Source organism: Ideonella sp. (assembly GCF_036277275.1).
Lineage (GTDB): Bacteria > Pseudomonadota > Gammaproteobacteria > Burkholderiales > Burkholderiaceae_C > Ideonella.
The window spans coordinates 1-25945 of sequence record NZ_DASUNH010000162.1 but is presented as its reverse complement, the minus strand read 5'-3'; the positions used below and the strand labels follow the sequence as shown (position 1 = coordinate 25945).

Sequence of the window (25945 nt, the reverse complement as noted above, 5' to 3'; positions counted from 1 at the left end):
CCGCCGACAACCCGCAGCAGCTCGGCCCGCAGCTCGGGCTGGCCGGACAAGCCCGTGGCCAGGGCGTCGGCGCTGTGTTCAAGCAGTTGTTGCACACTTTGATCGCGCTTCGCGTAGCCCTCCGCCTGCTCGATGTCGTTGGCCCTGAACAGGCTCACCAGGAACTCGGTGATGGCCGTTGCCTTGGTGGCCTGGGCGCGCGCTTCGGTGGCTTGCCACAGCGCGAACCCCAGCGCGGCGCCGAGCGACAGCACGAAGCCAGCGGCCAACCCGACGCCGAGCCGGTTGCGTTGCATGAACTTGCGCGCGTGGTACCAGGCGCCGTCGGCGCGTGCGGCAACCGGGCGGTTGTCGAGCCAATGCTGCAGGTCGTCGGCAAAGGCCTGCACCGTGGCGTAACGTTCGGCCGGGTCCTTCTTCAAGGCCTTCAGCAGCACCGTGTCGAAGTCCCCCTGCAGCAGACGCCGTGTCGACGCATCGGCGGCCTTCTGGCTGGGCCGTGCCGGCGTGCTGCTGAGGATCGTGTCTTCCAGTGCGGCGGGCGAGGCGCGCTTGGGCTGGTAAGGCAGCACGCCGGTCAGCAATTCGTACAGCACGACGCCGAGCGAGTAGATGTCGGCCGCGGTGCCGATCGGCCGACCCTGGATCTGCTCGGGCGCCGCGTAGTGCGGCGTCAAGGCGCGCTGAGTCGGCACGGTCGGCTCGGCATTCGCCGGATCGACGGCCAGCAGCTTGGCGATGCCGAAGTCGAGCAACCGCACCTGGCCCTGGGCGGTGACGAGGATGTTGCCGGGCTTCAGGTCCCGGTGTACCACCAGCCGCGCGTGCGCATGGGCCACCGCGCTGGTGACCTGCAGGAACAGCGCGAGGCGCTGGCGCGTGTCCAGCCCCAGCCGGCGAACGTAGTGATCGATACGCTCGCCTTCGATGTACTCCAGCGCGAGGAAGGGCTGGCCTTCGGTGGTTACGCCGGCGTCGTGGATGCGGGCGATGTGCGGGTGATCGAGCACCGCGAGGATCTCGCGTTCGTGCGCCATGCGTTCGGCCAGCTGTGGGTGGCGCCACGGTGCCAGCGGCAGCTTCAGCGCGACCGGGCGGCCTTGCAGCAGCCCGTCGGTGCGCTCGGCCAACCAGACGCGGCCCATGCCGCCTTCGCCGAGCAGGCGGATCGCCCGATACGGCCCGGCATCGGGCGGTAGCGGCGGCGGCCCGTCGTCGATCGGCGCCAGCCGAGGCATGCTGCCGAAACGCCGACCGGCACGGGCACCAATGCCACCATCGCCGGTCTCGTCATCGGCATGGGCGAGCAGTTCCTCAAGACGCGCCCGCAGCGTCGCATGCTCCGGCGGCAATGCCGTCAGCCAGCCCGCCCGCTTTGCGGCCGGCAGGTCCATCGCCTCATCGAGCAGCCGACGCAACAACCCCCATTGCGCCGGAGCGATGTTGAACAGCGCTGCGCTCATGTCCTCACGCTCCGGTCCGGCCGAGTGGCCACGTCGTGCGGCAGAGGCAGCTGGAAATGTCGGCACTCATCGCAGCGCATGGGCAAGGAACAGACGCGCCTGTTGCCAATCGCGACGGACGGTGCGATCGGTGACACCCAGGGCCTGTGCGATCTCAGGCTCGGTCATGCCGGCGAAATAGCGCAACTGGACGACTTGCGCCATGCGTGAGTCGAGCGCTGCCAGTTCTTCCAGCGCCTCGTGCACGCGCAGGATCTGGGCCCCGGCGGCATCGGCGGGCAAGTCGTCGTCGAAATGGGTCGTCAGCGTCACGTGGATCAAATCGCCGCCGCGTCTGTCGGCCAGGCGCCGGCGCACGAGATCGACGATCACGGAGCGCATTACGCGGCTGGCGTAGACCATGAACCGCAGCCGGTCCTCAAAGGTGATGCCGCTGCAGCGTGCCAGTCGCAGATAGCTCTCGTGGACCAGGGCTGTCGTGTCCAGCACGGTATGGCGGCCGCCTCGATGCAGCCGTGCACTGGCCAATCGGCGCAGGTCGCCGTAGGCTTCGGCATACAACACGTCGAGCTGCGCTTGGTCACCGCCGGACACATCATTGCATCGTCCGGCCGGCGGTGGCATCGCGCACGGACTGCGCGGCGCGGAAGAACTTGGAACATCCATGGCACCCTCGCTGGGTCAAGGCGTTATCGACAAGAGTGCCTCAGCACGGGCGCCACGCTGCGCAGCGATGCCGATGCGTCCTCAATCTTGATGAAACAACCATGATGAACCCCCAGGAAACCTGATAACGCCGTTGAACGGATCCGGCGGCGATGTCTTGGTGCGAGTGCGAACCGATCCCCGCAACTCCGGGCTGCGCTGACGTCGCAATGTCGAGGCTGCCCCCGGCCCCGCGTGGCCGGGAGGGCGACGGCAACGGGCTTCGGCATCTACAACGACGGAGTGATCGACTCGCATCCGGACAGGCCCGCCCGTCAAATTGGGGGGCTTGCCGCAATGACGCCAATGCGACGCGCGAGCGGCAGACGCTTGCCCTGTCAACTGCCCCTAAGGGCAGATGACACCACTGCGATCCGTCATTAGCATCGATTTCGCCAACCCTGTCGTTCGGTGCTGGCGGCCCGCGTCGTTCGACACCGTCGGACGAGCGAGGTCTTCTCTACCCTGACCTCTTAGGACACTCCGATATGCAAGCAAGTTTGATGGCGCAAGCCACCGTGTTGGAAGCGCTGCTCAGCGCCGGCGCCGCAGCAGTCGAAAAGCTCGATTCGCTGATCCATGTCGACGCCCCCGGGTCCACGACGGTGCTGAGCAGCGACTGCTGCGGCAGCAACAACTACCCCGACGATCCCAAGAGCCAGGGCTGAAACGGCGCGTCCGTCAAGCCATGCGTGATGCGGTCGATCCCACGGGGCCGTGTCCGGTGAGCGCCGCCGTCAGTGCCTCAGCCATTGCTGTGGTCAGTGCGGCGGTGGCTCACCGCGAATCATCGGCCGACCCCCATGTCAGCCCGACCTGTGGGCTGTTCGTCGTCCCCACCACCGCCGACACGCTGGCACACGCCAAGCTGTGGGGCAGCAGCCCCCGCGTGGCCGTCGTCGGCGCTGCCGCTGACGGCATGCATTCGCCGGCGGGCCTGCTCGCGGTGCTGAACAGCAGCTCAGCGCAGCGGCCTCACACCATCATCGTGTTCACCGACCAGTTGGTCGACGTGGTGAACGCGCCGGTGGCCGTCATGCACCAGGGCCAAGTGGTGTACGCCTCGGCGCTCGAAGCGGTGCTGCACATTGCGCACGGCTTTCGTGCCCAGGTGTGGACGGGCGCTGGTTTCGAAGCCATCGAAGCAGCCCGGGACATTGCCGACGTGATGGGTTTGTTGATGCGCTACTACGCCGCCTGCGACCGACTGGGTGCGGCCTGGGCCGCACGCCATCTGCAGCCGCAGCGCCTGCCCGCACAGCGGGCTCAACAGGCTCGCCGCCAGTTGCGAACCTGCCTCTCGGCACTGATGTATGCCTGCCGCACGTCGACGCTTTCCACCGACCTGCGCTCGACCACCCAGCAGATTCTGGGGCTGCAGCAGCAATGGGCCGCGGCACAACGGCAACACGAAGCGCGCCAGGAATCACAGCATGCGCTTTGAATCGATCTGCGCGCGCGCGGCCGTGCCGTTGAAGCGCTGGAAACACGCCGCGAAGCCGTTGGAGCGGTGTCTCGGGTTGTCGCTGAGCGACGCCGAACGCGAGGTCGTCAAGGCGGTGTGCAAAACCTCCGGCGTGCACATCGGCGCCTACTACTACTGGTACTTCCAGAAGCTGCTGATCAGCCGCCAGGTACGCCGCCTGAGAAGCAGCACCAATGTGCGCACCGTCCTGCACATGGACGCCAGCAACTACTCGTGCCTGGATCGCCTGCCGGCCGACGGCCGCGGTCTGCTCGTCGCCACGCCCCACCACGGCCACTATATTTTTTCGATCGTCGCGGTGGCTGAGCGCCTGAGCGCATCACGCGACGTGCTGGTGTTCTACGGCAACCCTGAAACGCACGCCGGCAATGAAGTCTTCGACCGATTGCACCAGCACCTGTTCAGCCACGAGAACTCGCGCGTGACGGTCATCCACGACACGCGTGCCGGGCTCGCCCGCGCCCTTCGCGGGCTGCAGAACGGTGCCGCCGTGATCATCATGCCCGACGCTTTCAAGAACGAGCACGACACCTTCCTCATCCCGTTCTGCGGTCGGCCGATGAACGTGATGCTGGGCACCGCCGCGCTGGCGAGAAAGACAAACGCGCGCATCCTGCCGATGACCTCATGCCCCACCGACACCGGCCTCGGCTTCGCCAGCGTGTTCGGCGAGGTCATCGAACCCTGCGCTGCGGAAATGCCGGCCGAGGACGTCCTGCACGCCGACTACCGCGTTACGCTCCGGATGTTCGAGCAGTTCGAATCGGCCATGACCCCGTCGCTGCTGCATTGGCAATTCATCCGCAGCCATTTCGGCCGGCAAGGCGACTTCCCCCAACTGTCCAGCGACCGGGCCGCCAGCGCGGTCGAGCTCTTGTTCGCCGACCCCCGGGTGCAGTTGAAGGACATCACGCCGGTGATGGTCGACTGACCCACCGCGGCGCGACATCCGGCGGCGAGCTGCCCTGGGCCTTGGCCTGCGCCAGGAACGCGCGCAGCCGGATCGCCTTCAAGGGCTTGTGCATGACGAGCAGGCCCTGTTCCCGCGCCCGGGCCGCCTCGGGGCTGGACAGATCGCCGGTGAACGTCAGGGCCGGCAACTGCGGTTGACCGAGCAGGGTGCGGATGGCCTGCAGCGCGGTGACGCCGTCGTCGCGAGCGTCGTGGCCGTCACCATCGCCGGCCTGGGTCAGCCGCAGGTCGCACATCACCGCATCGGGGACGAATCCGCCGCTCACCGCCGCGCGGGCCGCCACGGTTCCCGCCACACCCAGGGCTTGCACGCCCCAACCGCGCAGCATGCGCAGCAGTGCCTCGCGCGAGTCGGCGTCGTCTTCGACGATCAGCACGCGTTGCACCAGGGCCACCTCGGGCGCCGAAGGGGGCGGCGACGCCCTCAGCGCCACACCGTCGATGGGCGTCGCCGGCAGCCGCACGCTGAAGGTGCTGCCCTGGCCAAGCACCGAATGGGCCGCGACGCGGGCGCCGATCGCCTCGCCCAGGCGCTTGACGATCGACAGCCCGAGCCCCAGGCCATGGCCGCGGTCGTGCGAATGCCGGCTGACCTGGTAGAACTCGTCGAACACCTTCGGCAGGTGCTCGGCGGCGATGCCGATGCCGGTGTCCGATACTTCGATGCAGACGTCGCCATCCACGCCTTGCGCGCGGACGCTGACCCGCCCCGCGGAGGTGAAGCGGATGGCGTTCGACAGCAGGTTCGACAGGATGCGTGTGAGCGGCAGCCTCGCGGTGCACACGGCCAGGTCGCCGTTCGCGAAGTCCAGTCCGAGGCCCTTCGAGCGGGCTGCGCCGGCGTGCACCCTGTCCAGTTCGACGAAGACGTCGCGCAAGGCGATCGCTTCCAGCGCAGGCTCCCGCTGGTCGATGTCGCTGCGCGTGATGTCCAGCAGGTCGTCGACGACGTGGTTCATGTTGTCGACGCAGTGCAGCAGGTGCCCGGCAATCTCGTCGACGTGCGAGGCCTCGCGGCTGCCCGACAGGCTTTGGGCCAACAGCCCGACCGCGTTGAGCGGCTGGCGCAGGTCGTGGTTGGCCGCAGCGAAGAACCGCACCTTGGCCTGGTGGGTCAGCGCCAGCGCGCGCTGGGCGGCTTCGCTGCGGGCCACCTCCTCGCGCAAGGCGACGACGAGCTCGGCATTCTGCCGGCGCTGGGCCAGCACCTCCAGGAGCATCTTGGAGTGAAGCCGGCCGCACACCATGGTGTAGATCCCGGCGAGCCCGCACAAGACGCCCAGCACCGAGAACTGCGCGCCGCCGATGATCGCATCGCGCACCGCCAACGGTCCCATCACCAGCGCCACGTAGGTCAGCATCACCGGGTAGAACCACGAGAGCGTGACCGCCGCGCTCATGGCGATCGCCGTCAGCGCGAGGTGTAGCGACATCTCGGCCACCGCCGAGCCTTGGTCGAGAAACACCAGCGGCGTCATGCCCCAGAGTGCGGCGTGCACCAGCGCGCTCACCAGCCCGAAGATCACCCAGCCTCGCGGTGAAGCCACGCGGCCCAGGCGCTCCAGGCGCAGATAACAAAGCGACACCGCGGCGCGGCTCAAGTCCACCACCGCGAAGGCCAGCAGCCACGCCACCAGCAGCGTCGGCACCGATGCCGGCCAGAACTGCGCGCAGAGGATCGCCACGCCGAGCGGGTTCATCAGCGACGCCGTCAGCGTGATGCGCGCCAGCTGCCGCAGTCGCCCAGGCTCGACAGGCTCGGCCGGGTCGAGCCAACGCGACCAGACGCCGCCGCTGGCCACGCTCACGCCAGCAAACCCCGGTCGCGTGCCACCACCAGCAGGTGCGTCCTGTTCTGGGCTCGCAATGTCTCGAGCAGGGCCGTCACATGCAGCTTGACGGTGCGCTCGGCGATGCCGAGTTGCGACGCGATGAGCTTGTTCGGCAGACCCTGGGCCACGAGGTTCAGCACCTCCATCTGCCGCACGGTCGGCCCGTCGGCGGCTTCATCCAGGCCACCGTCGACTCGGCCCGTCGGCTGAAACCATTCGCCCCCGGCCGCCACTGTCTGCAAGGCCTCCAGCAAGCCGGGCAGGCTCAGTGACTTGGACAACACCCCGCACGCCCCCGCCTGGCGCGCCCTCGCCGCCAGTTGGTCATCGTCGAGGCCGGAGATCAGCAGCCGCGCCACGAGCGGGAGGACCTCGCCGAAGCGACGCACGCCCACCAGGCCGTCCTGGCCTGGCAGGCGGTAGTCGAGCAGCACGATGTCCAGCAGCGGCCAATCCGCCGCCGTGGCCAGCCCCGCGTCGATCGACTCGGCGGTTCGCACCTGTATGCCGGCGCCCGCGGTCTGCAAGGCGTGCGCGAATCCGATGCTGAAGAGCGGGTGATCATCGATCAACAACACATGAAGGTCGGTCGTGTGGGCCATCGCACTTTTGGTGTCGCCAGGTGAAGCCACCAGACGGGTCGTCCAGCGCCGCGAAATGGCGGCATTGTGGCGTCCCGGCTACGATGGCTCACATGCGAAGCAGCAACGATGATCACTTCGACCCGAGAACCCAACTCGCTTCGCTCTCGGCCGAGGAGGCGGTCGAGTACGCGCAGGGCTTGATCGATCAGCACTGCGAGGAGAAGGATGCGAAGTACCTGTTCGAGGTCATCTCGGCGGGCGAACGAAGCGTCGAGGTCTCCTACATGCACGCGGTGGGCGGCAGCGCCGTGGCCCAGCTGGCCTACGGCCTCGCCAAGCTTGACGGCGAGCATACCGATCAGAACGTCTCGGAGGGGCTGTTCTGGCTCGTTCGTTCCCACAACAACGGCAACGCCAGCGCTGCCGTCATGCTCTGGAACGCGTACACGCAGGGCACTCACCTGCCCCGGAGTCTCGGCAAGGCGTTCGTCTATGCCAGCGCCGCGGCCGATCGCGGCCTGCCGGCTGGGCAGTACATCCTCGCCAACGTCCTTGTCGACAGCGCCAGCTCCGAAGATCACGAACGGGCGATCGACCTGCTTCGGGCAGCCGCGCGAAACGGCCACGAGCCTGCCGTCAAGATGCTGGCGGACAACGGCATTTCGCTGGAGTGAAGCGCGCCGCTTGCTGGACCCTTCGACTGGTTCGGGGCGGACAGTTGACGGATGGTCGGGCCTACGGGTGGCGCGTGTTTCTTCGCAAGCGTCTGTCTCGGCGAAGGGGTTGAGAAGCTCAAAAGAAGACGCCTCCCGAAGGAGGCGTTGCTGATCGAGACACTGAACCTGCCGCCCTATCTCACCACTCGCGCAGCTTGACGCGCAGGCGGGCGATCGACTGGCTGTGCAGCTGGCATACCCGCGATTCGGTTACGCCGAGCACCGCGGCGATTTCCTTCAGGTTCATGTCGTGCTCGTAGTACATGCTCATCACGTACTGCTCACGCTCGGGCAGCTTCTTGATCGCTTCGACCAGTGCTTCGCGCATGCGGTGGTCTTGCAGTTGCGCCAGCGGGTTGCCGTCTTCGTTGGCGACGTGGCGGTCGAGGAATTCGTCGCCGCCTTCGTCGCCGGACATGTCTTCCAGGTAGACCAGCTGCGTGCCGCGCACCTTGGTCAGCGTGTCCTGGTACTCGGTCAGCGAGACGCCCATTTCCTTGGCGATCTCGCTTTCCGCCGGAGCGCGGCCGAACGTCTGCTCCAGCTTGTGCACGGCGGCTTCGATCTCGCGCTGCTGGCGGCGGTTGCCGCGGCTCATCCAGTCGCTGCCGCGCAATTCGTCGAGCATCGCGCCGCGGATGCGCTGGGTGGCGAAGGTTTCGAACTGCACACCTTGCTCGGTGTCGAAGCGGCCCATCGCGTCGTGCAGGCCGATCATGCCGACCTGGATCAGGTCGTCGATCTCCACGTTGGCTGGCAGCTTGGCGATCATCTGGTGCGCGAGGCGGCGCACCAGAGAGCTGTACTGCTTGAGCATCGCGTTGGCGTCGTTGCCGGGCATCGCTTTGGCGTCGAGTCGGCCGGTGGCGGTGTACATGGGCGGTCTCCGAGAGGATGCGTGTTCGGTTCAGGAAGCGTGCAAGTCGTGACCCGCACCGAGCGGAGCCACACCGAAGCCGGTATCCGGCGCTTCGGGGTCGAGCAATTGGTTCACGGCCAGGCGAGCCAGGGCCGGCGTGGCTGGCGAGGTCAGCGGGTCGCGCTTGTCCAGCCACACGGCTTCGCGCACGACGGCACCGAGGAAGCTGTCGGCCGTTTCCGCCAGACGTTCGGCAATGCGTTGCGCGGCCTTGGGCGCGCCGGCCATGCCGGTCAGCAGGTCGAAGGTCATCAGCCCGCTGCGCTGCGACAGCAATTTCATCGACGTGTAGGCGTCGGTCAGGCTGGCAGGGTCGAGCGTGGTGGTCAGCACGGTGCGCACTTCGCGGCGCCCGAGCAGCCGGACCAGGTCGCGCGGGTTGGCGTGCAGCAGCACCACATCGGCCTGCGGCGCGGCTTGTTCGACGGCGTTGAGCCAGGCTTCGCACGAACCGCGGCTGTTGACATGGCGCAGCGGCAGGCCGCGCGCAGCCAGGTAGCTCATGTTCGGGCCCAGCGATTCGATGGCGGCGGCGAGGTCGACCTCGGTCATCGCGTTGGCGCGCGGGGCGCTGTCGGCAGCGTCGATCACCAGGGCGTGCGCACCCAGCTCGGTGAAGGCGCCGGCCAGCCGCTCCAGCAGGATCGGCGTGCAGTCCACATGGGCGTTGAAGGCGATCGGCACCAGGCGCTGGCGGCGGCCGGAAGCAAACAGCCGGCGCAGGCCTTCGGCCTGGTCGACCGAGCCGAAAGTCTCGTCTTCGGTGGGGTGGGGCAGCGGGCGCATGGGTGTGTCGTCCGTTGCGATCAGATGGGCAGCGAGGCGCCGCCGGTCGAGCGGCCGCCGCGCGTGGCGGTGGCGAACACCAATTGCACGTCGTCGGCTTCGAGCTTCCAGGTCGGGCTGGTCGGGGCGCGCAGCGCGCGTTGCACCAGCGCGTTGGGCGACAGGCGGTGCCAGTCTTCCGGCACGCGCTGGCCATTGGCCACGCCCAGCACCTTCAGCTTGTGGCGGATCAACGCGTCCAGCGCCGGGGCCAGCTTGACGGCCTCGTCGATCTTGCTCAGCACCACGCCCTTGCACTGGGCGGCGCGCCAATTGGTGATCACCTCGTCGATCGTCTCGCCCTGGGCCGACGCGTCGACCACCAGCAGGCGCTGGATCGAGCGGTGGCTCAGCATGTCCAGCAGCTCGCGGGTGCGGCTGTCGCGCTGGGCCATGCCGGCGGTGTCGATCAAGACCATCTTCTTGCCGGCCAGCAGCTCCAGCAGGTCTTCGAGCGAGGCACGGTCGTGGGCGGTGTGCACCGGCACGCCGAGGATGCGGCCGTAGGCGCGCAGTTGTTCGTGGGCGCCAACGCGGTAGGCGTCCAGTGTGATCAAGCCCAGGTTGGTGGCGCCGTATTGCGTGGCGAAGGCGGCGGCCAGCTTGGCGGTGCTGGTGGTCTTGCCGACACCGGTGGAGCCGATCAGCGCGAACACGCCGCCTTGCTCTTCGAGTGCGGGCTCGACATCGCCGGCGTGCAGGTTGCGCTCCAGCACGCTGGCGGCCCAGACGGCTTCGTCGGCGGCGTTGGCGGGCAGGGCGTCGACCAGCTTGCGGATCAGGCCGGGCGAGAAGCCGGCGTCGAGCAGCTTCTGCGCCAGCAGGGCCTGGCGCGGCTGGCGCTGCAGCTTCTCCATGAAGGCCAGGGCGCCGAAGCGCTCTTCGATCAGGCCCTTCATCGAGCGCAGCTCGTTCATCATGTCTTGCTGGTCGCGGCGCGCCGGGGCGTCTTCCAGCACCGGGGCGGCGGCCACGGTCGACAGCGAGGGCATCGCGAAATCGCGCGGCTCGGGGCGGGTGTCGCGCACGTCGTCGTGGCGCGGCTCCTGGGCACGCGGCAGCGGGCGGCGGGCTGGGGCTTCGGGCGCGGCGGCGCGGGCCGGGGCACGCAGGGCGGGTTGGGCGGGCACGTGGTGGTCAGCGCGGACGCCGGCGCTGCCGATGTCGTCTTGCCCCATCGCAGCCTGGCGGCGCTTGAGCATGCGCTCACGTACATAGTCCTGGAACGACAGCGTGCTCATCGCCATCTGTTCGACGTCTTCCTGCACTTCGGCGACCGGGGCGGCGGCACGGCGGCCCGTGGCGGCAGCCGGCTGCGCGTTCTGGCGCTCGACACGGGCGGCCAGGCTCTCGCCGCGCGGGGCCGGACGGGCGTTGCCGCGCGGGGCGCTGACCTGCGGGGCCGCGTCGGCCACGCGTTCGATCTGTTCCACCGAATCCGGCGCCATCGCCAGCACTTCGACGCCATCACCCGCCGGCTTGGTCGACAACACGACGGCGTCTTCGCCGAAGGCCTGGCGAACCATGGCAAAGGCCTCGCGGGAGGTGCGGGCCGTAAAGCGCTTGACGTTCATTGGGCCTCCTGCCGAGCCGTCTCAAAGGAGGCGGCTCCCTCTCGGGGGGACCGCGAACGGATGTGAGCGAAGGGGGTCATGCGTTAGCTCCGATGATCGAGCCGATCCGGATCGAGTGGGTCTCAGGAATCTCGCTGTGCGCCAGCACCTTGAGACGGGGTGCCGCACGCTTCAACAGCCGGGCCAGCGGGGCGCGCAGGGGATCGGGCACCAACAGGCAGGCCGGCACGCCGAGGTTCTCTTGCCTGCGCACGCTGTCTGCCGCCTGCTTGGTCAGGGCCTCGGCGACGCCGGGGTCCAGCACGGCGCCGTGCGGGGAGTTCAACGCCTGGTTGACCATGCGCTCCAGGTCGGGCTCGAGCGCGATGACGTCCAGCTCCTTGGCCGGGCCGTAGATCTGCTGGACGATGGCCGGGGCCAGGTGGATGCGGATGCGGCGGGCCAGCTCGGCCGGGTCGGTGACCATCGAGGCGTGCTCGGCCAGGCATTCGATGATCGAGCGGTAATCGCGGATGTGCACGCCTTCGTCCAGCAGCAGCTGCAGGACTTTCTGAAGGGTTGCAATGCCGACCATTTTGGGGACCACGTCTTCGATCAGTTTGGGAGCCAGTTTCGTCACATGCTCGACCAGGGCCTGGGTCTCCAAACGACCCAGCAACTTGGCGGCATTCACCTGCATCAAGTGTGAAAGGTGGGTGGCCACGACAGTCGAGCAATCAACCACCGTAAACCCACTCATTTGGGCTTGCTCGCGGTGGCGCTCTTCGATCCACACCGCGGGCAGGCCGAACGCAGGGTCGATGGTCTTGGTGCCCGGCAGTTGCGGCACCTTGCCGCCCGGGTTGATTGCCATGTACATGCCCGGGAAGGCCTCGCCCTCGCCGACCACGGCGCCACGCAGCGTGACGCGGTACATGCTGGGCTTGAGATCCAGGTTGTCGCGGATGTGCACTGAAGGCGGCAGGAAGCCGACCTCTTGCGCAAACTTCTTGCGGATGCCCTTGATGCGGGCCAGCAGGTCGCCCTTGCGGTCCTTGTCGACCAGCGCGATCAGGCGGTAGCCGACTTCCAGGCCGAGCGTGTCGACGGGCTGCAGGTCGTCCCAGCTGGCTTCGGCGTTGGCGGCCGGCGCGGCCTGGGTCGTGTCGACCTTGGGGCGGTTGGCTTCGCGTTTGGCGCGCTGGGTCAGCCAGTAGGCGTAGTAGCCGATCAGCCCGGCCATCAGCAGGAACACCAGGTGCGGCATCCCCGGCACCAGGCCCAGCAGGCCGATGATGCCGGCGGTCAGGCCGAGCGCACGGGGCGAGGCGAAGACCTGCGTCCGGATCTGGTGGCCGATGTCGGTTTCGGAGCCGACGCGCGAGACCACCATCGCCGCAGCGACCGAAATCAGCAGGCCGGGAATCTGGGCGACCAGCGCGTCGCCGACGGCCAGCAGGATGTAGCTGTTGGCGGCCTCGGAGGCCGACAGGTTGTGCTGTGCCACGCCGATGATGAAGCCACCGACCACGTTGATCAGCAGGATCAGCATGCCGGCGACCGCGTCGCCACGCACGAATTTGGACGCACCGTCCATCGAACCGAAGAAGTCCGCCTCGTCGCCGACCTCGGCGCGGCGGCGCTTGGCTTCGTTCTCGTCGATCAGGCCGGCGTTCAGGTCGGCGTCGATCGCCATCTGCTTGCCGGGCATCGCGTCCAGCGTGAAGCGCGCGCCGACTTCGGCGATCCGCTCGGCACCCTTGGTGATCACGATGAAATTGATGACGACCAGGATCGCGAAAACGATCAAACCGACGGCGAAGTTGCCGCCGATCAGGAAGTGCCCGAAGGCCTCGATCACCTTGCCGGCAGCGCCCGGGCCGGTGTGGCCCTCGACCAGCACGACACGGGTCGAGGCCACGTTCAGCGACAGGCGCAGCAGCGTGGTGACCAGCAGCACGGTCGGGAAGGCCGCGAAGTCCAGCGGCTTGATCATGTTGGCGGCGACCAGCATGACCATCAGCGACATCGCGATGTTGAAGGTGAAGAACAGGTCCAGCGCGAAGGGCGGCAGCGGCAGCACCATCATCGACAGGACCATCACGATGAAGATCGGCGCCATCAGCGCTTTCAGCATCGCGGCGTTCTGACCGAACATGGCTTGCAGTTGCTGCTGGATGGCGTTCATCGGAGGGTCGGGAAAAGGGAATGCGGGCAGGGCCTCTGTGAAACGGGATGTTGCCCGGGCGGCCGGAAAACTTGAGCCGGAAAAGGGGTGGGAAATCGGCTGTCATTTGCCGTGAGCCGCTGCCGGGAACGGCTTGGCGCTGACGTAAGCCGAGGTTGCGTCATGCGGCGTTCGTGCCATAGGTCACGGATGGCTGTCATGGCGGACTAGCCTGCGGCGCCTCGGCTGCTGGGGCACGGCGTGATGTTTGCGCAGATGAAGGCGGTGGGTGCGTCGAACCTGCTGGGTGGTGGCGTCTACTGCATGAGCCCCGACCAGTGGGACGGCCACCAGCCGGCGCGCGACCGGATCTACGCCGCGGTGAAAGGGACCGACGGCGGCAAGCCGATCGACAACCTGGTCGTGCTGACCGGCGACATCCACAGCTCGTGGGCGGCCGACCTGACGCAGGACCCGAACAACCCGATCCCCGAGCTGGGCGGCTGCGACCCCCTACCGGCCGCGGTTCACGGGCGGTCGAATTCGTCGGCACCTCGGTGACCTCGCCCGGCTTGCCCGACCCGCTGGGCGACCTGGCCATCTACCTGTGCAGCCAGAACCCGCACTTCAAGTACATCGACCTGACCAGGCGCGGCTACGTGCTGCTGGACGTGACGCGCGAGCGGGTGGTGTGCGAGTGGTGGCACCTGGAGACTGTCGATGCACCCGACGACCGGCAGACGATGGCCGCCGCCTTCGAGGTGCGCGATGACGAGGCACGGCTGCGGCGTGCGACGCAGACCCGCTCGCGGCGGGGGCCGAATCCGGCGCCTTGATTCCTCGAGCGTGCGGCGGCGCCTGGCGGCTCATGGCACCGAGTCGGACAGGAAGCGCCGCACCACCTGCATGCTGCGCTCCGGCTGGTCGCTGAACATGAAATGCCCGGCCTGTGGGACCACCTCGAGCTGCGCATGCGCGAAGTGGCCCATCAGCCGGCGCTGTTGCGTTTCGCCGGTCACCTTGTTGCAGCCGCCGGTGACGAACAGCGCCTGCCCCTTGAACTGATCGAGGCCTTGGCGAAAGTCCAGCTGCCGTGCGAAGGCCGGGTCGTCCATCATGCGGCCCACCGTGGCCTGGAAGTCGGGGCTGCCGAAACGCCAGGCCTGCATCGGTGGCAGCCTGCCGTCGCACAGTTCGTCGGCGCCCTGCATCAACGGCAGCACCTGCTGCAAATACCAGTCGTCACGCGCATAGGCATCGCCTTGGGTGTCGACGAACCACTTGCCGAGCCAGGCGACGGCGATGCCCCACAGCACCCGCAGCGGAGGCAGGCCGCCCGAGGCGAACACGTCCATCGTCGTCGCATCGAGAAAGGCCGGCTCCGCCAGCACCAGCTTGCCCACCTTGGACGGATGCGCGCCGGTGTAAGCCGAGGCGAGCATCGCGCCCCACGAATGGCCGAGCAGGTGCACCGGCCGGCCTCGGCCGAAGTTGTCGACGAATGCGTCGAGGTCCTCGACGAAGGTCTGCACGCTGATGCTGCCGGCCGGGACGCGAGGCGACAGGCCGGTGCCTCGCTGGTCGTAGAACACCACCAGGTAGTCGTCGGCCAGGGCCTTGAGCCCGAGCAGGTAGCGGTAGTCGGCGCCGGGGCCGCCGTGCAGCACGATCAGCACCGGTTTGTCCGGGCTGCCGAAACGCTCTGCATGGAACTCGTAGCCATTGAGCGCCAGCCTGGGCACGCTGGGGTCGCGCTCCAGCGTCGCAGGCACCTGGGGCGCGGCCGCGGCCAACAAGGGGACCACCATCATCGCGACAGCGGGCAGGCGCCTGGTGATGACCAGCAAGCGGTCACGTGACAACATGATCGGTAAAGGCCTGGGCGGCCGGAGTTGGAGAGGCCCGATGGTCGTCGGCCGGGCAGGCGGGCGCCACAACATTTGATAATGCCGGCCCGATGACGACGCCTCTTCATTCATGGCCGGCAGGCGAGGCCGAACGAAGCGCCGTGATGGCCATTGCCACGACGCTGGCGCCACTGGAGGCCGACGTGTTCGAGCCGGTGTTGCAGACCCTCGCGGTACGCCGGTTGTCGGCTGGCGAATCACTGGTGCAGGCCGGCGGGCTCGGGGCGCACGAGTATTTCGTGCTCGATGGCGTGCTGAAGACCTGGGTCAGCGACAGCCACGGGCGCGAAGTGACCTTGTCGTTTCACGTGGGGCCGGGCGTTCTGATGCCGGCGATCGCGCGTGTGAACGGCGATCGCTCGCGGGTGCACTGCCAGGCGTTGACGCCAGCGCTCGTGGCGGGCTTCGAGGCGAGCCTGCTGGTCGACTGCATGCGGCGCAGCCCGGTGGTCCAGCGCTGGGGCGACGCGGTGCTGCGCGCCGAGCTGATGCGGCGCGTCGATCGCGAATGGGCGCTGGCCGCGCTGCCGGCCGCCCAACGGTTGCAGCAATTCCGCGCCCAGTTTCCCGGGCTGGAAGCGTGCATCGCCCAGCACCACATCGCCAGCTACCTGGGCATCACCACGGTGAGCCTGAGCCGCCTGCGCGGCCAGGAACGCAGCGCGCGCAACGGCGCTTGAGCGGCGCTCAGCGGCGCTTGAACGACGGAGAGTGCGGATCGAGCTCGTCCGGGATGCTGACGTCCGGCTGGTCGATGCGCGCGGTCGGCGTGCGGCGCAGTGCATAGACCCAGGCCAGCACTTGGGCGACCGCAGCGAACAGCGTGGCCGGCACTTCCTGGTCGAGCTCGCAGTGGGCGTACAGCGCACGCGCCAGCGGCGGGGCCTGCAGCACCGGCACCTTCGATTCGCGGGCGATGTCGCGGATCTTCAGCGCCAGCAGGTCGGTGCCCTTGGCGATCACGCGTGGCGCGCCCATCTTGTTCTCGTCGTACTTCAGCGCGACGGCGTAGTGGGTCGGGTTCATCACCACCAGGTCGGCCTGCGGCACGGCAGCCAGCATCCGCTTGCGCACCATCTCGCGCATGCGCGCCTTGATCTTGCCCTTGATCTCGACGTTGCCCTCGGCGTCCTTGTGCTCCTGCTTGACTTCCTCGCGGGTCATCTTCAGCTTTTCGAGCCACAGGTGCTTCTGCAATGGCACGTCGATCAGCGCCCAGCCGCCCACTGCCAGCAGCATCATCCCGAAGCCGGCGGCGATCGTCTGGCTCAGCGTCGCGATGCCCTCGGGCAGCGGCATCGCCAGCAGCTGGGTCAGGCCATGCCACTGCGCCTTCAGGTAGAAAACGCCGACGGCGCCCACGACCGCGGCGAGGACGATCATCTTCAGCAGGTCCAGCAGGTGGCGCTTCGAGAACATGCGGCCGATGCCCGAGATCGGGTTGAAGCGGGCCAGGTCAGGCTTCAATGCCTTGAAACTGACGTTCCAGCCACCGCCCAGCACCGCGGCGAGGATGGCGACCGCCATCATCAGCAGCCCCATCGGCACGACGACCAGCAGGCCCTTCAGGCCCAGGGCCCAGAACCTCTCACCCATCGCTGCAGGATCGGCGATCGTGTCGTGGTCGAAACGCAGGCCCGACATCAGCATCTGCTGCATCCAGCCCGACAACGGCCGCGCGGCCCCCATCAGCAGCGCGCCAGCCATCGCCAGCGCACCGAAGTGCGCCAGGTCGCGGGAACGCGGTATCTGCCCGTCCTCGCGGGCTTTGCCTTTTTTCCGCTCTGAGGCGGGTAAGTTGCGGTCTTGGGCGGAATCGGCCATGTCGACAGCGATGGTGCCGGGCCGGCCCGAAAACTTGAGCGGAATAAGGGCCGGCTTCGCCCGCCAATTCGGCGGGCCGGGGCCCTTGGCACGGCCTGCGTGCTTTCGTAGCCATCGTCGAATCCCGATGCCGCCTTGGCGGCAATAATGCCGCCGCCGTGGACAACACCCTGCCCGTCGTCAACCCGCCAGCATCGCCAGCCCCGCAGCCGGCGGCTGCTTCTGTGGCCGAGCTGGCCCCTGTCGCCGAGACGGCGGTGACGGTCGTGGTGGCAGCAGCCGAGGCCTGCCGCAACTGTGGCACCGCGTTGCCGGACCCGAAGCCCAACTACTGCGGCCATTGTGGGCAGGAAACCCACCTGAAGCCGCCGACACTGCTGGAGTTCGCCCAGCAGTTCGGCGGCAGCTACATCTCGATGGAAGGCGCGCTGTGGCGCACCTTGCTGCTGCTGCTGTTCCTGCCGGGCCGCCTGACGCGCGAATACTTGAACGGCCGCAAGCGGCGCTATGTGCTGCCGCTGCGGCTGTACCTGACGATCAGCGTCATCACGCTGCTGTCGGTGCAGTGGTTCGGCTCGTTCGGGCCGACGGACGGCAAGGACTTCGTTCGCTTCGACGGCTCGGACGAGATGAACAGCACCCGGCTCGAGATCACCGATGCGATCAAGGCCGGCATGGAAGACGGCAAGTTCGTCTGCCGCGGCCTGCCGGCGTCATGGTGTGAACGGCTGCAGGAGCGCTTCTCGCTCGACGCCAAAGGCATGGAGCGCGAGCTGCGCAAGGTGCCCGGGCGCTTCGTGTCGCACTGGGGCAGCGCGATGTTCGCGCTGCTGCCGCTGTATGCGTTCTTCCTGAAGCTGCTCTACATCAACCGACGCATGCGCTGGTCCGAACACCTGGTGTTCGCGCTGCACCTGCACGCCTTCATCTTCGCGATGGTGCTGGTCCAGCTGACGGGCGTGCCGGTGCTCGCCACAGTGGCGCTGGTGGCGATCCCGGTGTATTCGGTGATTGCGTTGCAGGTGGTCTATGGCGGCCGCTGGTGGGCCACCACGCTGCGCGTGATGACCCTGGGCCTTTTCTACTTCATCGCGCTGACGACGCTGATGGCATTCGTCGCCGTCTGGGCTTTCGTGGCCTAGCCTCCACGCTCCCTGCCGGTCGCTGCCCCCAAAGGGGCCCAAAGGGGGCTGAGCCCGGACATGAACAGTCCTGAGGACTGTTCATGTCTGGCGAAGGGGCGGGCCTCTGGCCCGCCGCGGTCTGCAAGACCGCGCAGCGGACCGACCAAGCCGGATCCGCGCACGCCACATGGAGGCGGCGGCGCTTCGCGCGCCGCAGTCACGATCAATTCGACAGGCTTGAGAGAACGCCCTGGATCGCTTCCTTCAGCTTGGCTTTGGCCAGATCCTGGCACTGCTCGCGCGTGGCGTTGGGCATCGCGTCGAAGGCGGTGGCGGTCTTGTTCGGCTTGAACACCAGCGACTTGGCGACGGTGGCCGGCATCATCATCACGCGGGCGGTGACGACACAGGTCTTGGCCTGGTTGAAGCCACCTTCGACTTCACTGACGAATCCCCAGCGCTTGGTCGGGTAGAGCTTGTTCAGCTTGAGGGTCTTGCCGGCCAGGCTTTCGGCCCAGATGGCCTGCGCGGCGGCCTTGTCCATCACGCTGTCGGTCGAGTGGTCGAGCGTGATGTAGACCGGATCGGCGGCGTGGGCGGCCATGGCCAGGGTGAGCAAAGGGGCGGCGAGCAGGCAGGCGGTGCGGGTTTTCATGGGGTTCCTTGAGGCGCAATCTCCCCGCTCTCGCGGGGCGGCGAAAGTATACGCAGCCACCTGGTTAGCGAGGGGGCTTGGCAGGCAGGAGAATCCCTTTGTCCACCGACGTCGACGCGCTTTACTACGTGAACGCGTACGGCGGCGCGTCATCGCCTGGTCACGGCCACACGCTGCGGCGGCCGTTCCCTGAGATCGCCGGCCCCAGCCGCCCTGGCCGGACGACGAGCCGTTGAGAAAAACCACCAGGCTGATGCGAGAAAACGGCACCCGCAGGCGCCGTGCGCGTCGATCAGCCGGGCGCCGTGCCGGGCAGGAGAATCCCTCTGTCGACCGTGTCGATCTGGGTGTGGCCGCAGAACGCCATCGTCAGGTCGAGCTCCTTGTGGATGATCTCCAGCGCCTTGGTCACACCGGCCTCGCCCATCGCGCCCAGGCCGTAGAGGAAGGCGCGGCCGATGAGGGTGCCGCGGGCGCCGAGCGCGCGGGCCTTCAGCACGTCTTGCCCTGAGCGGATGCCGCCGTCCATCCAGACCTCGATCTGCGAGCCGACCGCATCGGCAATCGCCGGCAGCGCTTCGATCGACGATGGGGCCCCATCGAGCTGGCGGCCGCCGTGGTTGCTGACGATCAGCGCGTCGGCGCCGGAGTTCGCCGCGAGCTTCGCGTCTTCCGCGTCCATGATGCCCTTGAGGACCAGCTTGCCGCCCCAGCGCTTCTTGATCCACTCGACATCGGCCCAGCTCAAGGCCGGGTCGAACTGCTCGGCCGTCCACGCAGAGAGCGACGACAGGTCGCCGACACCCTTGGCATGGCCGACGATGTTGCCGAAGCTGCGCCGTGGCGTGCCCAGCATGCCCAGGCACCAGCGCGGCTTGGTCGCGAGGTTGATCAGGTTGGCGAGCGTCGGCTTCGGGGGAGCTGACAGGCCGTTCTTCAGGTCCTTGTGGCGCTGGCCAAGGATCTGCAGGTCCAGCGTCAGCATCAGCGCCGAGCACTTCGCGGCTTTCGCGCGGTCGATGAGCCGTTCGATGAAGTCGCGGTCGCGCATCACGTAGAGCTGGAACCAGAACGGTGCGCTGGTCGCCGCGGCGACGTCCTCGATCGAGCAGATGCTCATCGTCGACAAGGTGAACGGCACGCCGAACTTCTCGGCGGCGCGGGCCGCGAGCATCTCCCCATCGGCATGCTGCATGCCGGTCAGGCCCGTCGGCGCGATCGCCACCGGCATCGCCACGCGCTGGCCGATCATCGTCGTGGCGGTCGAGCGACCTTCCATGTTGACGGCCACCCGTTGGCGCAGCTTGATCTTCGCGAAGTCGGATTCGTTGGCGCGATAGGTGCTCTCCGTCCAGGAGCCTGAATCCGCGTAGTCGTAGAACATGCGCGGCACGCGGCGTTGGGCGAGCACCCGCAGGTCTTCGATGTTGGTGATCACGCTCATCCGCTGTCTCCGGTCGATGTTGCGCCGTGGATGCTAGCGGCGCGGGTCCGAGGGCGGCCGGAAAGAAATTCAGGCCGGACCGGAAACGAGCGCCAGCCCTTCGGCGGCGGCGCGCGCACCGACGTCATGCAGCCAGTGGGACAGCGCCAGCGTCGCTGGCGTCGGCGTGCCCACAGTCACCAGGTGATAGGCGGTGTCGGCTTGCAGCATCGGCGTTCGTCCCACACCAAACACCGGGCGCAAAGCGCCACTGCCGAGCCAACGGCGTGCGAGCGCCGGGCGGGCCAGCACGACCCCTTGACCGCAGCGGGCGGCTTCGAGCACCAGGCCCAGATCGATCAGGCGCGGACCCTGGTCAGGCTCGGGCCAGTCCAGCCCCTGGGCTCGCAACCAAGGCAGCCAGGGGTCGACTGGCGTGCGCAGCAGCGGCACGCGGGCCAGGTCGGCCGGGCTGCGCAACGTGTCGGCGGCCAACAACGCAGGACTGGCCAGCGGAATCAGGTGATCGCGCCACAGCGGCGGCGGGCCGTTCGGGTCGACGGGGCCGTGGCGCACCGCGAGTTCCGCATCGGCGCCGGCGAGATCGAGGAAGGGCACCGACAGCACCACCTCCAGCTCGATCGCCTGATGCTGCTCGCTGAACTCAGGCAGCGCGGGCACCAGCACCTGGCGTGCGAAGGTGGGCGGTGCGCTCAGGCGCAGCCGCTGCTTGCGCTGCACCGCACGCTGATGCAGCGGCATCGCGGCCAGCAGCGCGAGCGCACTGCGCACCTGGGCGAGGTATTCCTTGCCGACGGCCGACAGGGCCAGGGCCTTGGCGCCGCGCTGGAACAGGGCCACGCCGAGCAGTTCTTCGAGCGCGCCGATGCGCTTGCCGACGGCACTGGCGGTGACGGCCAACTCGTCGCCGGCACGCTCGAAGGTGCCCAGGCGTGCTGCGGCCTCGAAGGCGCGCAGGCCGTCGAGCGACGGCAGGCGCAAGTCGGGCGGGAATGTCGACGATGGAGGGGGCGGCGGTGGTGCGCTCACGCGCCCACTCTAGCGCCGGGCGCTCAGGCGGGTGTTGTTTCGTCAGCCGGGGTGGCGGGCGAACAACTGGCGCCGCCGCAGCCGGTCATGCCTTGCGCCGCGGGCGGTCGCGCGATCGCGCCGCTGGCGACGTCGTAGCCGATCTGCTTCAGGTGCGCGGCCAGGGCTGCATCCATTGTCTGTGCATGCGCGCGGAACCAGCCGGCCAGCTCGGGCAGCACGCGTTCGAGCGGGCCGAAATCGCCATCGTCACGTGCCACGCGCGTGACCTCGTGCATCAGGCCCAGCACCTGGGCGTGCTGGAACGTGTGGCAGTTTTCCGGTGCGAAGCCGGTGGCGGCCATCCAGCGGTCTTCTTGCGCGAAATGGCCGACCGTGTGCTCGACCAACTGCTGATAGGCGGCCAGCGCGGCTTCACGCGATTGCGCCAGCGCCAGTTCGGCGGCGCTCAGCAGCGAGACGAACTCTTCGTGCGTCGCGTCCATCTGCGGGTGGGCCAGGGCGAGTTCGTCGGTCCAGGTCAGTGTCGGCATGGCGGGTTGGGGCGGAGCTTGGGTGGGAAATTCTGGCTGACGCGGCCGTCCTACCGGCAGACGACGCGGCGGGGCGTTGATCTGGCGCAAAACACGCTGTATCCGGTCACAATGACCGTATGCCGAGCGAGTCCCAGCCCGACCCCGTCGTGACCTTCTCTGTATCCGGCTGGGTGCGTCCGGTGTGGATGGCCGGTGGGGCCTTGTCGCTGCTGCTGGGGTTCATCGGCATTTTCTTGCCGCTGCTGCCGACGACGCCGTTCGTTCTGCTGGCCGCGTTCTGCTTCGCACGCGGCAGCGAGCGTTGGGAGCGCTGGATGTTGCAGCACCCGCGCTGGGGCCCGATGGTGCGTGACTGGCGAACGAACCGCGCCGTGCCACTGCGGGCCAAGCAGCTGGCCACGGTGATGATGACGGCGAGCTGCCTCTGGGCCTGGTGGGTCATCCCGTCGGTCTGGCGCTTCGTGCCGGCGCTGTGCTGCGTGGCCACCGGTATCTGGCTGTGGCGCTTGCCCACGCGCCGTTGAGCGCGGCCGTTCAGGCGGGCTGACCGTCGGGCAGCGCGGCTTTCGCCGGCGCGGCGGGCTGCCTGCAATGCACCCGGTCGCGTCCGCCATGCTTGGCGCTGTACAGCGCCTCGTCGGCCCAGCTCACCAGATCGGCGGGGCTCTGGCTCGAGGCATCGGTCAGGGTGGCAACGCCAATGCTGACGCTGACATGGGGCCGCTCGCGCACGTCGGTGGGCAGTTTCAGCGCAGCCACGGCCACGCGCACGCGGTCGGCCACGGCCCTGGCGCCTTCGAGCGAGCAATTGGGCAGGATCAGCGCGAACTCTTCGCCGCCGTAGCGCGCGACCACATCGTCGGGGCGCAGCCCGGCGCCCCGCGTGGCATCGACGATCATCTGCAGGCAGCGGTCGCCTTGCTGGTGGCCGAAGTGATCGTTGTAGTGCTTGAAGTGGTCGACATCGAGCAGCAGCAGCGAGACGTGGGCTTGCTGGGGCACGGTCTCGCCGCGCTGGCGCAAGCGCAGTGAGCGGGCGTGTTCCTGGCGCAGCAGGTCGTCGAAATGGCGGCGGTTGGCGGCGCCGGTCAGCCCGTCTTCATTGGCCAGGCGCTGCATCGACTCGTGCGCGTCCTTCAGTCGCAGCGCCATGTTGTCCAGCGCGCGCAGCAACTGGCCGGGTTCGTCCCCGCCGGCCGGCGGCGCACTGACCGCCAGGTTGCCGCCGGCCACCGCGTTGGCGAACCAGACGGCCTGGCGCAGCGGCACGGTGATGCTGCGTGTCAGCCACCAGGCGACGACCGCCGCCAGCATCAGCGCAATGGCCGAGATCGACAGGATCGCGACGTCCGAGCGATGGGCGTTCTCGTCGAAGGCCAGCAGGCCGCTTTCGATCTTGCGGTACTGCCACTGCAGCAATGCGTCCAGGTCCTGCAGCCAGCGGTTGTGCACCGGCAGCACATCGGCGTTCAGGATGCGGGCGGCGCGGCCGGGGTTGAAGCCGACGACGCTGTCGCGCGCCTCGCGCAATGGTTCGATGACCGCCGCGGCGTGCCCGGCCATCGCGACCAGATGCAGATGCTCTTCCGGGCTGGCCGGCGTGGCAGCAAAGCGGGCGGCGACATCGCGGTAACGGCGGGCTTCGTCTTCGATGTCCTGCATGCGGGCCAGCGAGGCATCGTGCGTCGTCACCACCGCCAGCTGCTGCGCATACATGCCCTGGCGCACCAGGTGCTGACGCATCGCCTCGAGGTCGGCCAGGCGCCCATTCGACGCCACCACCATGTGCACGAGTTGGTCGCGTGAGCTGCGGGCGCTGCCCAGCGCGACCCCGGCCACGCCGATCATCAGCAGCAGGATCAACGAGAAACACAGGCCGAGTCGGTAACCGATCGACAGATCACGGGGGGTGGAGTGCATGAGGCCGGGCAACAAAGGGCGGGCCCGGCCAGCAAGACCAGGTCACCTCGGTGTTTCGGCCGCCCCAGGCCGGGCGTGAAGCGCCAGCCGCGCAAGCCGCGTGCCCGCGCCCGCACACCCGGCGATTGCGCGACTTGCGTCACGTGTTGCGTCGCCGCAGCCGGCTCAGCTGCGGCGACGCTTGGGCGTGAAGTTCAGCGCGGCATCGACCTTGGCCGGCGCGGCGCCGACCTGCACCTTCACCGACGCCTGGTCTTGCAACTGGTCCGGGTGCCAGACGACCACCTCGGCCGCGCCGTCGGGCACGCCTTCGATGTGCGCGACGCCCTTGGCGTCGGTCTTGGCGAACCAGGGGCTCGCGCTGACATACACCTGGCCGCGCATCGAGCCGTGAATGTGGCAGCCCAGGCCGATCGGGCCGGCGCGGTCGACTTTGACGTCGGCGGTGCTGGAGCCCGATTTTTTCTTCGCCGGCGCTGCCGGCTTGGTGGCGTAGTCGTCATAGCCACCGTAGCTGCTGCTGCCGGTGGTGGCCGGTGCGCCGCTGCCGTCGAGCCGCAGCTCGAAGTACTCGACCGCCGGCATGCTGCCCAGCGGGCCGCTCGGCACCGAGCGAACATGGTGGTCGTAGCCGTCCTTGTTGACGAAGCGCAGCGTGCTGCCGACCGGCACGACGGTCAGGAAGGGCTGGAAGCGCAGGTCCTGCTGCGCGATCACCACCGGCGCAGCGGCCGGTTTGGCGCTCGGCTGGTTGGGCACCTGCACCAGCACCACCACGTCGGCGGCCGGCTGGCCATCGCGGTCGAGGACATTGACGTCCAACGTGCCGGCCTGGGCCATGGCGGTCAGGCCGGTGATCAGCAGGCAAGAGGCGGTGCGGGCGGGCGAGAAGCGTTTCAGCGGCATGGTGTGGTCCAACGGCAGAAGTGAGGGTGGGTGGCGTGTGGGGTGGGAGGTGGGGTCAGGGCACGTTGACGATGTCGCGGTGCATCGGCGCGAGCTTGGCGAGCAGGCGGTTCTGCGCGCCGAAGGCAATGCCTTGCGCGTCCATCGACTGCTGCAGCACTTCGACCAGCGCATTGAAGTCGGCACGCGTGACGTCGATGCCACTGTGCACCTTCTTCATGTCCGGGCCATTGAGCTTGCACGGGCCGCCGGAGACTTCGCAGAACTGGTCGACCAACTGCGCCTTGACGTGCGCCTGGTCGACGTCCTTGAAGAACGGCTTCATGCGCGAGTCGGCCAGCAGGCGCTGCATGAAGTCGTCCATCAGCTTGACGAGACCGGGTTGGCCGCCGAGTTGCTGGTAGAGGTTGTCGTCGGCCGATGCGAGCCCGCAGCCGGCCAGCAGAGCGGCCGCGAACAGCGTGCGGAGGATTCGGGGAACGATTGGCATGGGCGGCTTCTCCGTCAGAACGCCAGTTGGGCCGAGAGGTACGCGCCGGTCTGGCGCTTGGGGACGACCGCCGGCACGATGCGGCCGAGGTCGACGTAGGCGAGCGTCAGCGAGAGGTGCTTGTTGGGCGCCCAGGCGATGAAGATGTCCGCCCAGTCGTCTTCCTTCAGCCCGTCGGCGAGGATCGACGGGTTCAGGTTGTCGGGCTTGGCGCGGTATTCGGCGCCGATCGCCAGATCCTTGCGCAGCAGCCAGGCGATCGAGACTTCGGGCTGCAGGCTGTAGCTGTCGTGCTCGGTGCCGCCGAAACCGAGCAGGCCGTTCTGGTTGGCCTTGCTGACGCGCAGCGTGCCGTTGACCAGTACGCCCTGGGCGAGGAACAGCTTGGTCGCGCTGAGGTACAGGTCGGTACCGCTCAGGTCGGCGCCCAGCGCCTTCAACGTCGGCTCCAGGTCGCCCGCATCGGTGCGCTTGTGTTCGAGGCCGATCGCGAGCTGCGGCATCCAGCTGTCGCTGTCCAGCACCGCGTCGCCGGCAAAGTGCCACTTCAGGCCGACGATGTCCTGCTTCAGGTGCAGGCCGGGCAGGCCAAGGGCCGTGCCGGTGATGCCGGTGTCGAAATCCTGCCGTGCGATCGAGATCTCGAAGCGGTCGTCGATGCCGAGCGCGGCGCCGTACGCGTTCATCGCGTAGTCCTGCGTCACGACGCGTGTCGCGTGCGCGGTGCCGCCGAACTGGTTCGAGGTGGCGTAGCTGGCGGTGACGGCCCACGGGGTCAGGCCGCCGCCGGCGGCGCCGTCGATCGTGCTGACGCCACCGGTCAACAGCAGCTTGCCGTTGCCGTGGGTGATCGGAGGTGAGGGCGGGGAGGGTTCTTCGGCGTGGGTG

The 25945-nt window shown here is 68.2% G+C and carries 27 protein-coding genes; 9 read left to right on the top strand and 18 right to left on the bottom strand.

Annotation, left to right across the window (positions count from 1 at the left end):
* A partial coding sequence (locus tag VFY73_RS27725) for a serine/threonine-protein kinase (protein ID WP_329724818.1) occupies positions 1 to 1463 on the bottom strand: 1463 nt, incomplete at its 3' end.
* Positions 1464 to 1529: 66 nt separating this feature from the next.
* Positions 1530 to 2057: an ECF-type sigma factor gene (locus VFY73_RS27720; RefSeq protein WP_329724817.1), complete on the bottom strand. Its 528-nt coding sequence runs from the start codon at positions 2055 to 2057 to the stop codon at positions 1530 to 1532.
* Between the two features lie 599 nt (positions 2058 to 2656).
* On the opposite strand from VFY73_RS27720, the gene VFY73_RS27715 reads away from it, so the two are divergent.
* Genes VFY73_RS27715 through VFY73_RS27705 form a run of 3 tightly spaced genes read left to right on the top strand, consistent with a single transcriptional unit; the run spans position 2657 to position 4585 of the window.
* Positions 2657 to 2836: a hypothetical protein gene (locus tag VFY73_RS27715; RefSeq protein WP_329724816.1), complete on the top strand. Its 180-nt coding sequence runs from the start codon at positions 2657 to 2659 to the stop codon at positions 2834 to 2836.
* A gap of 56 nt (positions 2837 to 2892) precedes the next feature.
* Positions 2893 to 3612 (top strand): hypothetical protein, encoded by a 720-nt coding sequence (locus VFY73_RS27710; RefSeq protein ID WP_329724815.1) that lies wholly within the window; start codon positions 2893 to 2895, stop codon positions 3610 to 3612.
* Positions 3602 to 4585 carry a hypothetical protein gene (locus tag VFY73_RS27705; protein WP_329724814.1) on the top strand — a complete coding sequence of 328 codons (984 nt, stop codon included), beginning with the start codon at positions 3602 to 3604 and terminating at the stop codon, positions 4583 to 4585. The genes VFY73_RS27710 and VFY73_RS27705 overlap by 11 nt, the downstream gene beginning before the upstream one ends.
* On the opposite strand, the gene VFY73_RS27700 is transcribed toward VFY73_RS27705, so the two are convergent.
* Both VFY73_RS27700 and VFY73_RS27695 read right to left on the bottom strand, forming a co-directional pair.
* On the bottom strand, positions 4563 to 6434 hold the full coding sequence (locus VFY73_RS27700) for an ATP-binding response regulator (protein WP_329724813.1): 1872 nt from the start codon (positions 6432 to 6434) through the stop codon (positions 4563 to 4565). The genes VFY73_RS27705 and VFY73_RS27700 overlap by 23 nt on opposite strands.
* Positions 6431 to 7060, bottom strand: coding sequence for a response regulator transcription factor (locus VFY73_RS27695; protein ID WP_329724812.1), 630 nt, complete (start codon positions 7058 to 7060; stop codon positions 6431 to 6433). Before VFY73_RS27695 ends, VFY73_RS27700 begins: the two co-directional genes overlap by 4 nt.
* A 92-nt stretch (positions 7061 to 7152) precedes the next feature.
* On the opposite strand from VFY73_RS27695, the gene VFY73_RS27690 reads away from it, so the two are divergent.
* Entirely contained in the window at positions 7153 to 7716 is a 564-nt protein-coding gene (locus VFY73_RS27690; protein WP_329724811.1) for a hypothetical protein, read from the top strand.
* 181 nt (positions 7717 to 7897) lie between these two features.
* Here the strand turns inward: VFY73_RS27690 and VFY73_RS27685 are convergent, their stop codons facing one another.
* The 4 genes from VFY73_RS27685 to flhA form a co-directional block, all read right to left on the bottom strand.
* Positions 7898 to 8635, bottom strand: a complete 738-nt coding sequence (locus tag VFY73_RS27685) for an RNA polymerase sigma factor FliA (RefSeq protein WP_329724810.1) — start codon at positions 8633 to 8635, stop codon at positions 7898 to 7900.
* 30 nt (positions 8636 to 8665) lie between these two features.
* Positions 8666 to 9463 carry a flagellar biosynthesis protein gene (locus VFY73_RS27680; RefSeq protein WP_329724809.1) on the bottom strand — a complete coding sequence of 266 codons (798 nt, stop codon included), beginning with the start codon at positions 9461 to 9463 and terminating at the stop codon, positions 8666 to 8668.
* 20 nt (positions 9464 to 9483) lie between these two features.
* Positions 9484 to 11076 (bottom strand): flagellar biosynthesis protein FlhF, encoded by a 1593-nt coding sequence (gene flhF, locus VFY73_RS27675; RefSeq protein ID WP_329724808.1) that lies wholly within the window; start codon positions 11074 to 11076, stop codon positions 9484 to 9486.
* A 76-nt stretch (positions 11077 to 11152) separates the two neighbouring features.
* Positions 11153 to 13243 (bottom strand): flagellar biosynthesis protein FlhA, encoded by a 2091-nt coding sequence (gene flhA, locus VFY73_RS27670; RefSeq protein ID WP_329724807.1) that lies wholly within the window; start codon positions 13241 to 13243, stop codon positions 11153 to 11155.
* Between the two features lie 225 nt (positions 13244 to 13468).
* On the opposite strand from flhA, the gene VFY73_RS27665 reads away from it, so the two are divergent.
* Both VFY73_RS27665 and VFY73_RS27660 read left to right on the top strand, forming a co-directional pair.
* Positions 13469 to 13783, top strand: coding sequence for an alkaline phosphatase D family protein (locus VFY73_RS27665; RefSeq protein ID WP_329724820.1), 315 nt, complete (start codon positions 13469 to 13471; stop codon positions 13781 to 13783).
* On the top strand, positions 13780 to 14058 hold the full coding sequence (locus tag VFY73_RS27660) for a hypothetical protein (protein WP_329724806.1): 279 nt from the start codon (positions 13780 to 13782) through the stop codon (positions 14056 to 14058). Before VFY73_RS27665 ends, VFY73_RS27660 begins: the two co-directional genes overlap by 4 nt.
* A gap of 30 nt (positions 14059 to 14088) precedes the next feature.
* On the opposite strand, the gene VFY73_RS27655 is transcribed toward VFY73_RS27660, so the two are convergent.
* Positions 14089 to 15087, bottom strand: a complete 999-nt coding sequence (locus tag VFY73_RS27655; protein ID WP_329724805.1) for an alpha/beta hydrolase — start codon at positions 15085 to 15087, stop codon at positions 14089 to 14091.
* Between the two features lie 146 nt (positions 15088 to 15233).
* On the opposite strand from VFY73_RS27655, the gene VFY73_RS27650 reads away from it, so the two are divergent.
* Positions 15234 to 15809 (top strand): Crp/Fnr family transcriptional regulator, encoded by a 576-nt coding sequence (locus VFY73_RS27650; RefSeq protein ID WP_329724804.1) that lies wholly within the window; start codon positions 15234 to 15236, stop codon positions 15807 to 15809.
* A 7-nt stretch (positions 15810 to 15816) separates the two neighbouring features.
* Here VFY73_RS27650 and flhB read toward each other — a convergent pair whose 3' ends face one another.
* Positions 15817 to 16953 carry a flagellar biosynthesis protein FlhB gene (gene flhB, locus VFY73_RS27645; RefSeq protein ID WP_329724803.1) on the bottom strand — a complete coding sequence of 379 codons (1137 nt, stop codon included), beginning with the start codon at positions 16951 to 16953 and terminating at the stop codon, positions 15817 to 15819.
* Between the two features lie 158 nt (positions 16954 to 17111).
* On the opposite strand from flhB, the gene VFY73_RS27640 reads away from it, so the two are divergent.
* Complete coding sequence (locus VFY73_RS27640; protein WP_329724802.1) at positions 17112 to 18095, top strand: DUF3667 domain-containing protein; 984 nt, start codon at positions 17112 to 17114, stop codon at positions 18093 to 18095.
* Between the two features lie 205 nt (positions 18096 to 18300).
* On the opposite strand, the gene VFY73_RS27635 is transcribed toward VFY73_RS27640, so the two are convergent.
* From VFY73_RS27635 to VFY73_RS27620, 4 genes are all read right to left on the bottom strand, one after another.
* Positions 18301 to 18732, bottom strand: coding sequence for a hypothetical protein (locus tag VFY73_RS27635; RefSeq protein ID WP_329724801.1), 432 nt, complete (start codon positions 18730 to 18732; stop codon positions 18301 to 18303).
* A gap of 292 nt (positions 18733 to 19024) precedes the next feature.
* Entirely contained in the window at positions 19025 to 20176 is a 1152-nt protein-coding gene (locus tag VFY73_RS27630; RefSeq protein ID WP_329724800.1) for an alpha-hydroxy acid oxidase, read from the bottom strand.
* 69 nt (positions 20177 to 20245) lie between these two features.
* The gene (locus tag VFY73_RS27625; protein ID WP_329724799.1) at positions 20246 to 21205 is read right to left on the bottom strand and encodes a LysR substrate-binding domain-containing protein; all 960 of its coding nucleotides are present in this window, start codon (positions 21203 to 21205) and stop codon (positions 20246 to 20248) included.
* 23 nt (positions 21206 to 21228) lie between these two features.
* Positions 21229 to 21738, bottom strand: coding sequence for a hemerythrin domain-containing protein (locus tag VFY73_RS27620; RefSeq protein WP_329724798.1), 510 nt, complete (start codon positions 21736 to 21738; stop codon positions 21229 to 21231).
* Between the two features lie 119 nt (positions 21739 to 21857).
* On the opposite strand from VFY73_RS27620, the gene VFY73_RS27615 reads away from it, so the two are divergent.
* A complete protein-coding gene (locus VFY73_RS27615) occupies positions 21858 to 22265 on the top strand; it encodes a YbaN family protein (RefSeq protein WP_329724797.1) in 408 nt (135 codons plus the stop codon).
* Positions 22266 to 22275: 10 nt separating this feature from the next.
* On the opposite strand, the gene VFY73_RS27610 is transcribed toward VFY73_RS27615, so the two are convergent.
* The 4 genes from VFY73_RS27610 to VFY73_RS27595 all read right to left on the bottom strand — a co-directional run bounded on the left by VFY73_RS27610 (position 22276) and on the right by VFY73_RS27595 (position 25908).
* Positions 22276 to 23661 carry a GGDEF domain-containing protein gene (locus VFY73_RS27610; RefSeq protein WP_329724796.1) on the bottom strand — a complete coding sequence of 462 codons (1386 nt, stop codon included), beginning with the start codon at positions 23659 to 23661 and terminating at the stop codon, positions 22276 to 22278.
* Positions 23662 to 23826: 165 nt separating this feature from the next.
* Positions 23827 to 24567: a plastocyanin gene (locus tag VFY73_RS27605; protein WP_329724795.1), complete on the bottom strand. Its 741-nt coding sequence runs from the start codon at positions 24565 to 24567 to the stop codon at positions 23827 to 23829.
* Between the two features lie 55 nt (positions 24568 to 24622).
* Positions 24623 to 25057, bottom strand: a complete 435-nt coding sequence (locus tag VFY73_RS27600; protein WP_329724794.1) for a group 1 truncated hemoglobin — start codon at positions 25055 to 25057, stop codon at positions 24623 to 24625.
* Positions 25058 to 25071: 14 nt separating this feature from the next.
* Complete coding sequence (locus VFY73_RS27595) at positions 25072 to 25908, bottom strand: DUF3034 family protein (RefSeq protein ID WP_329724819.1); 837 nt, start codon at positions 25906 to 25908, stop codon at positions 25072 to 25074.
* Positions 25909 to 25945: the final 37 nt, after the last annotated feature.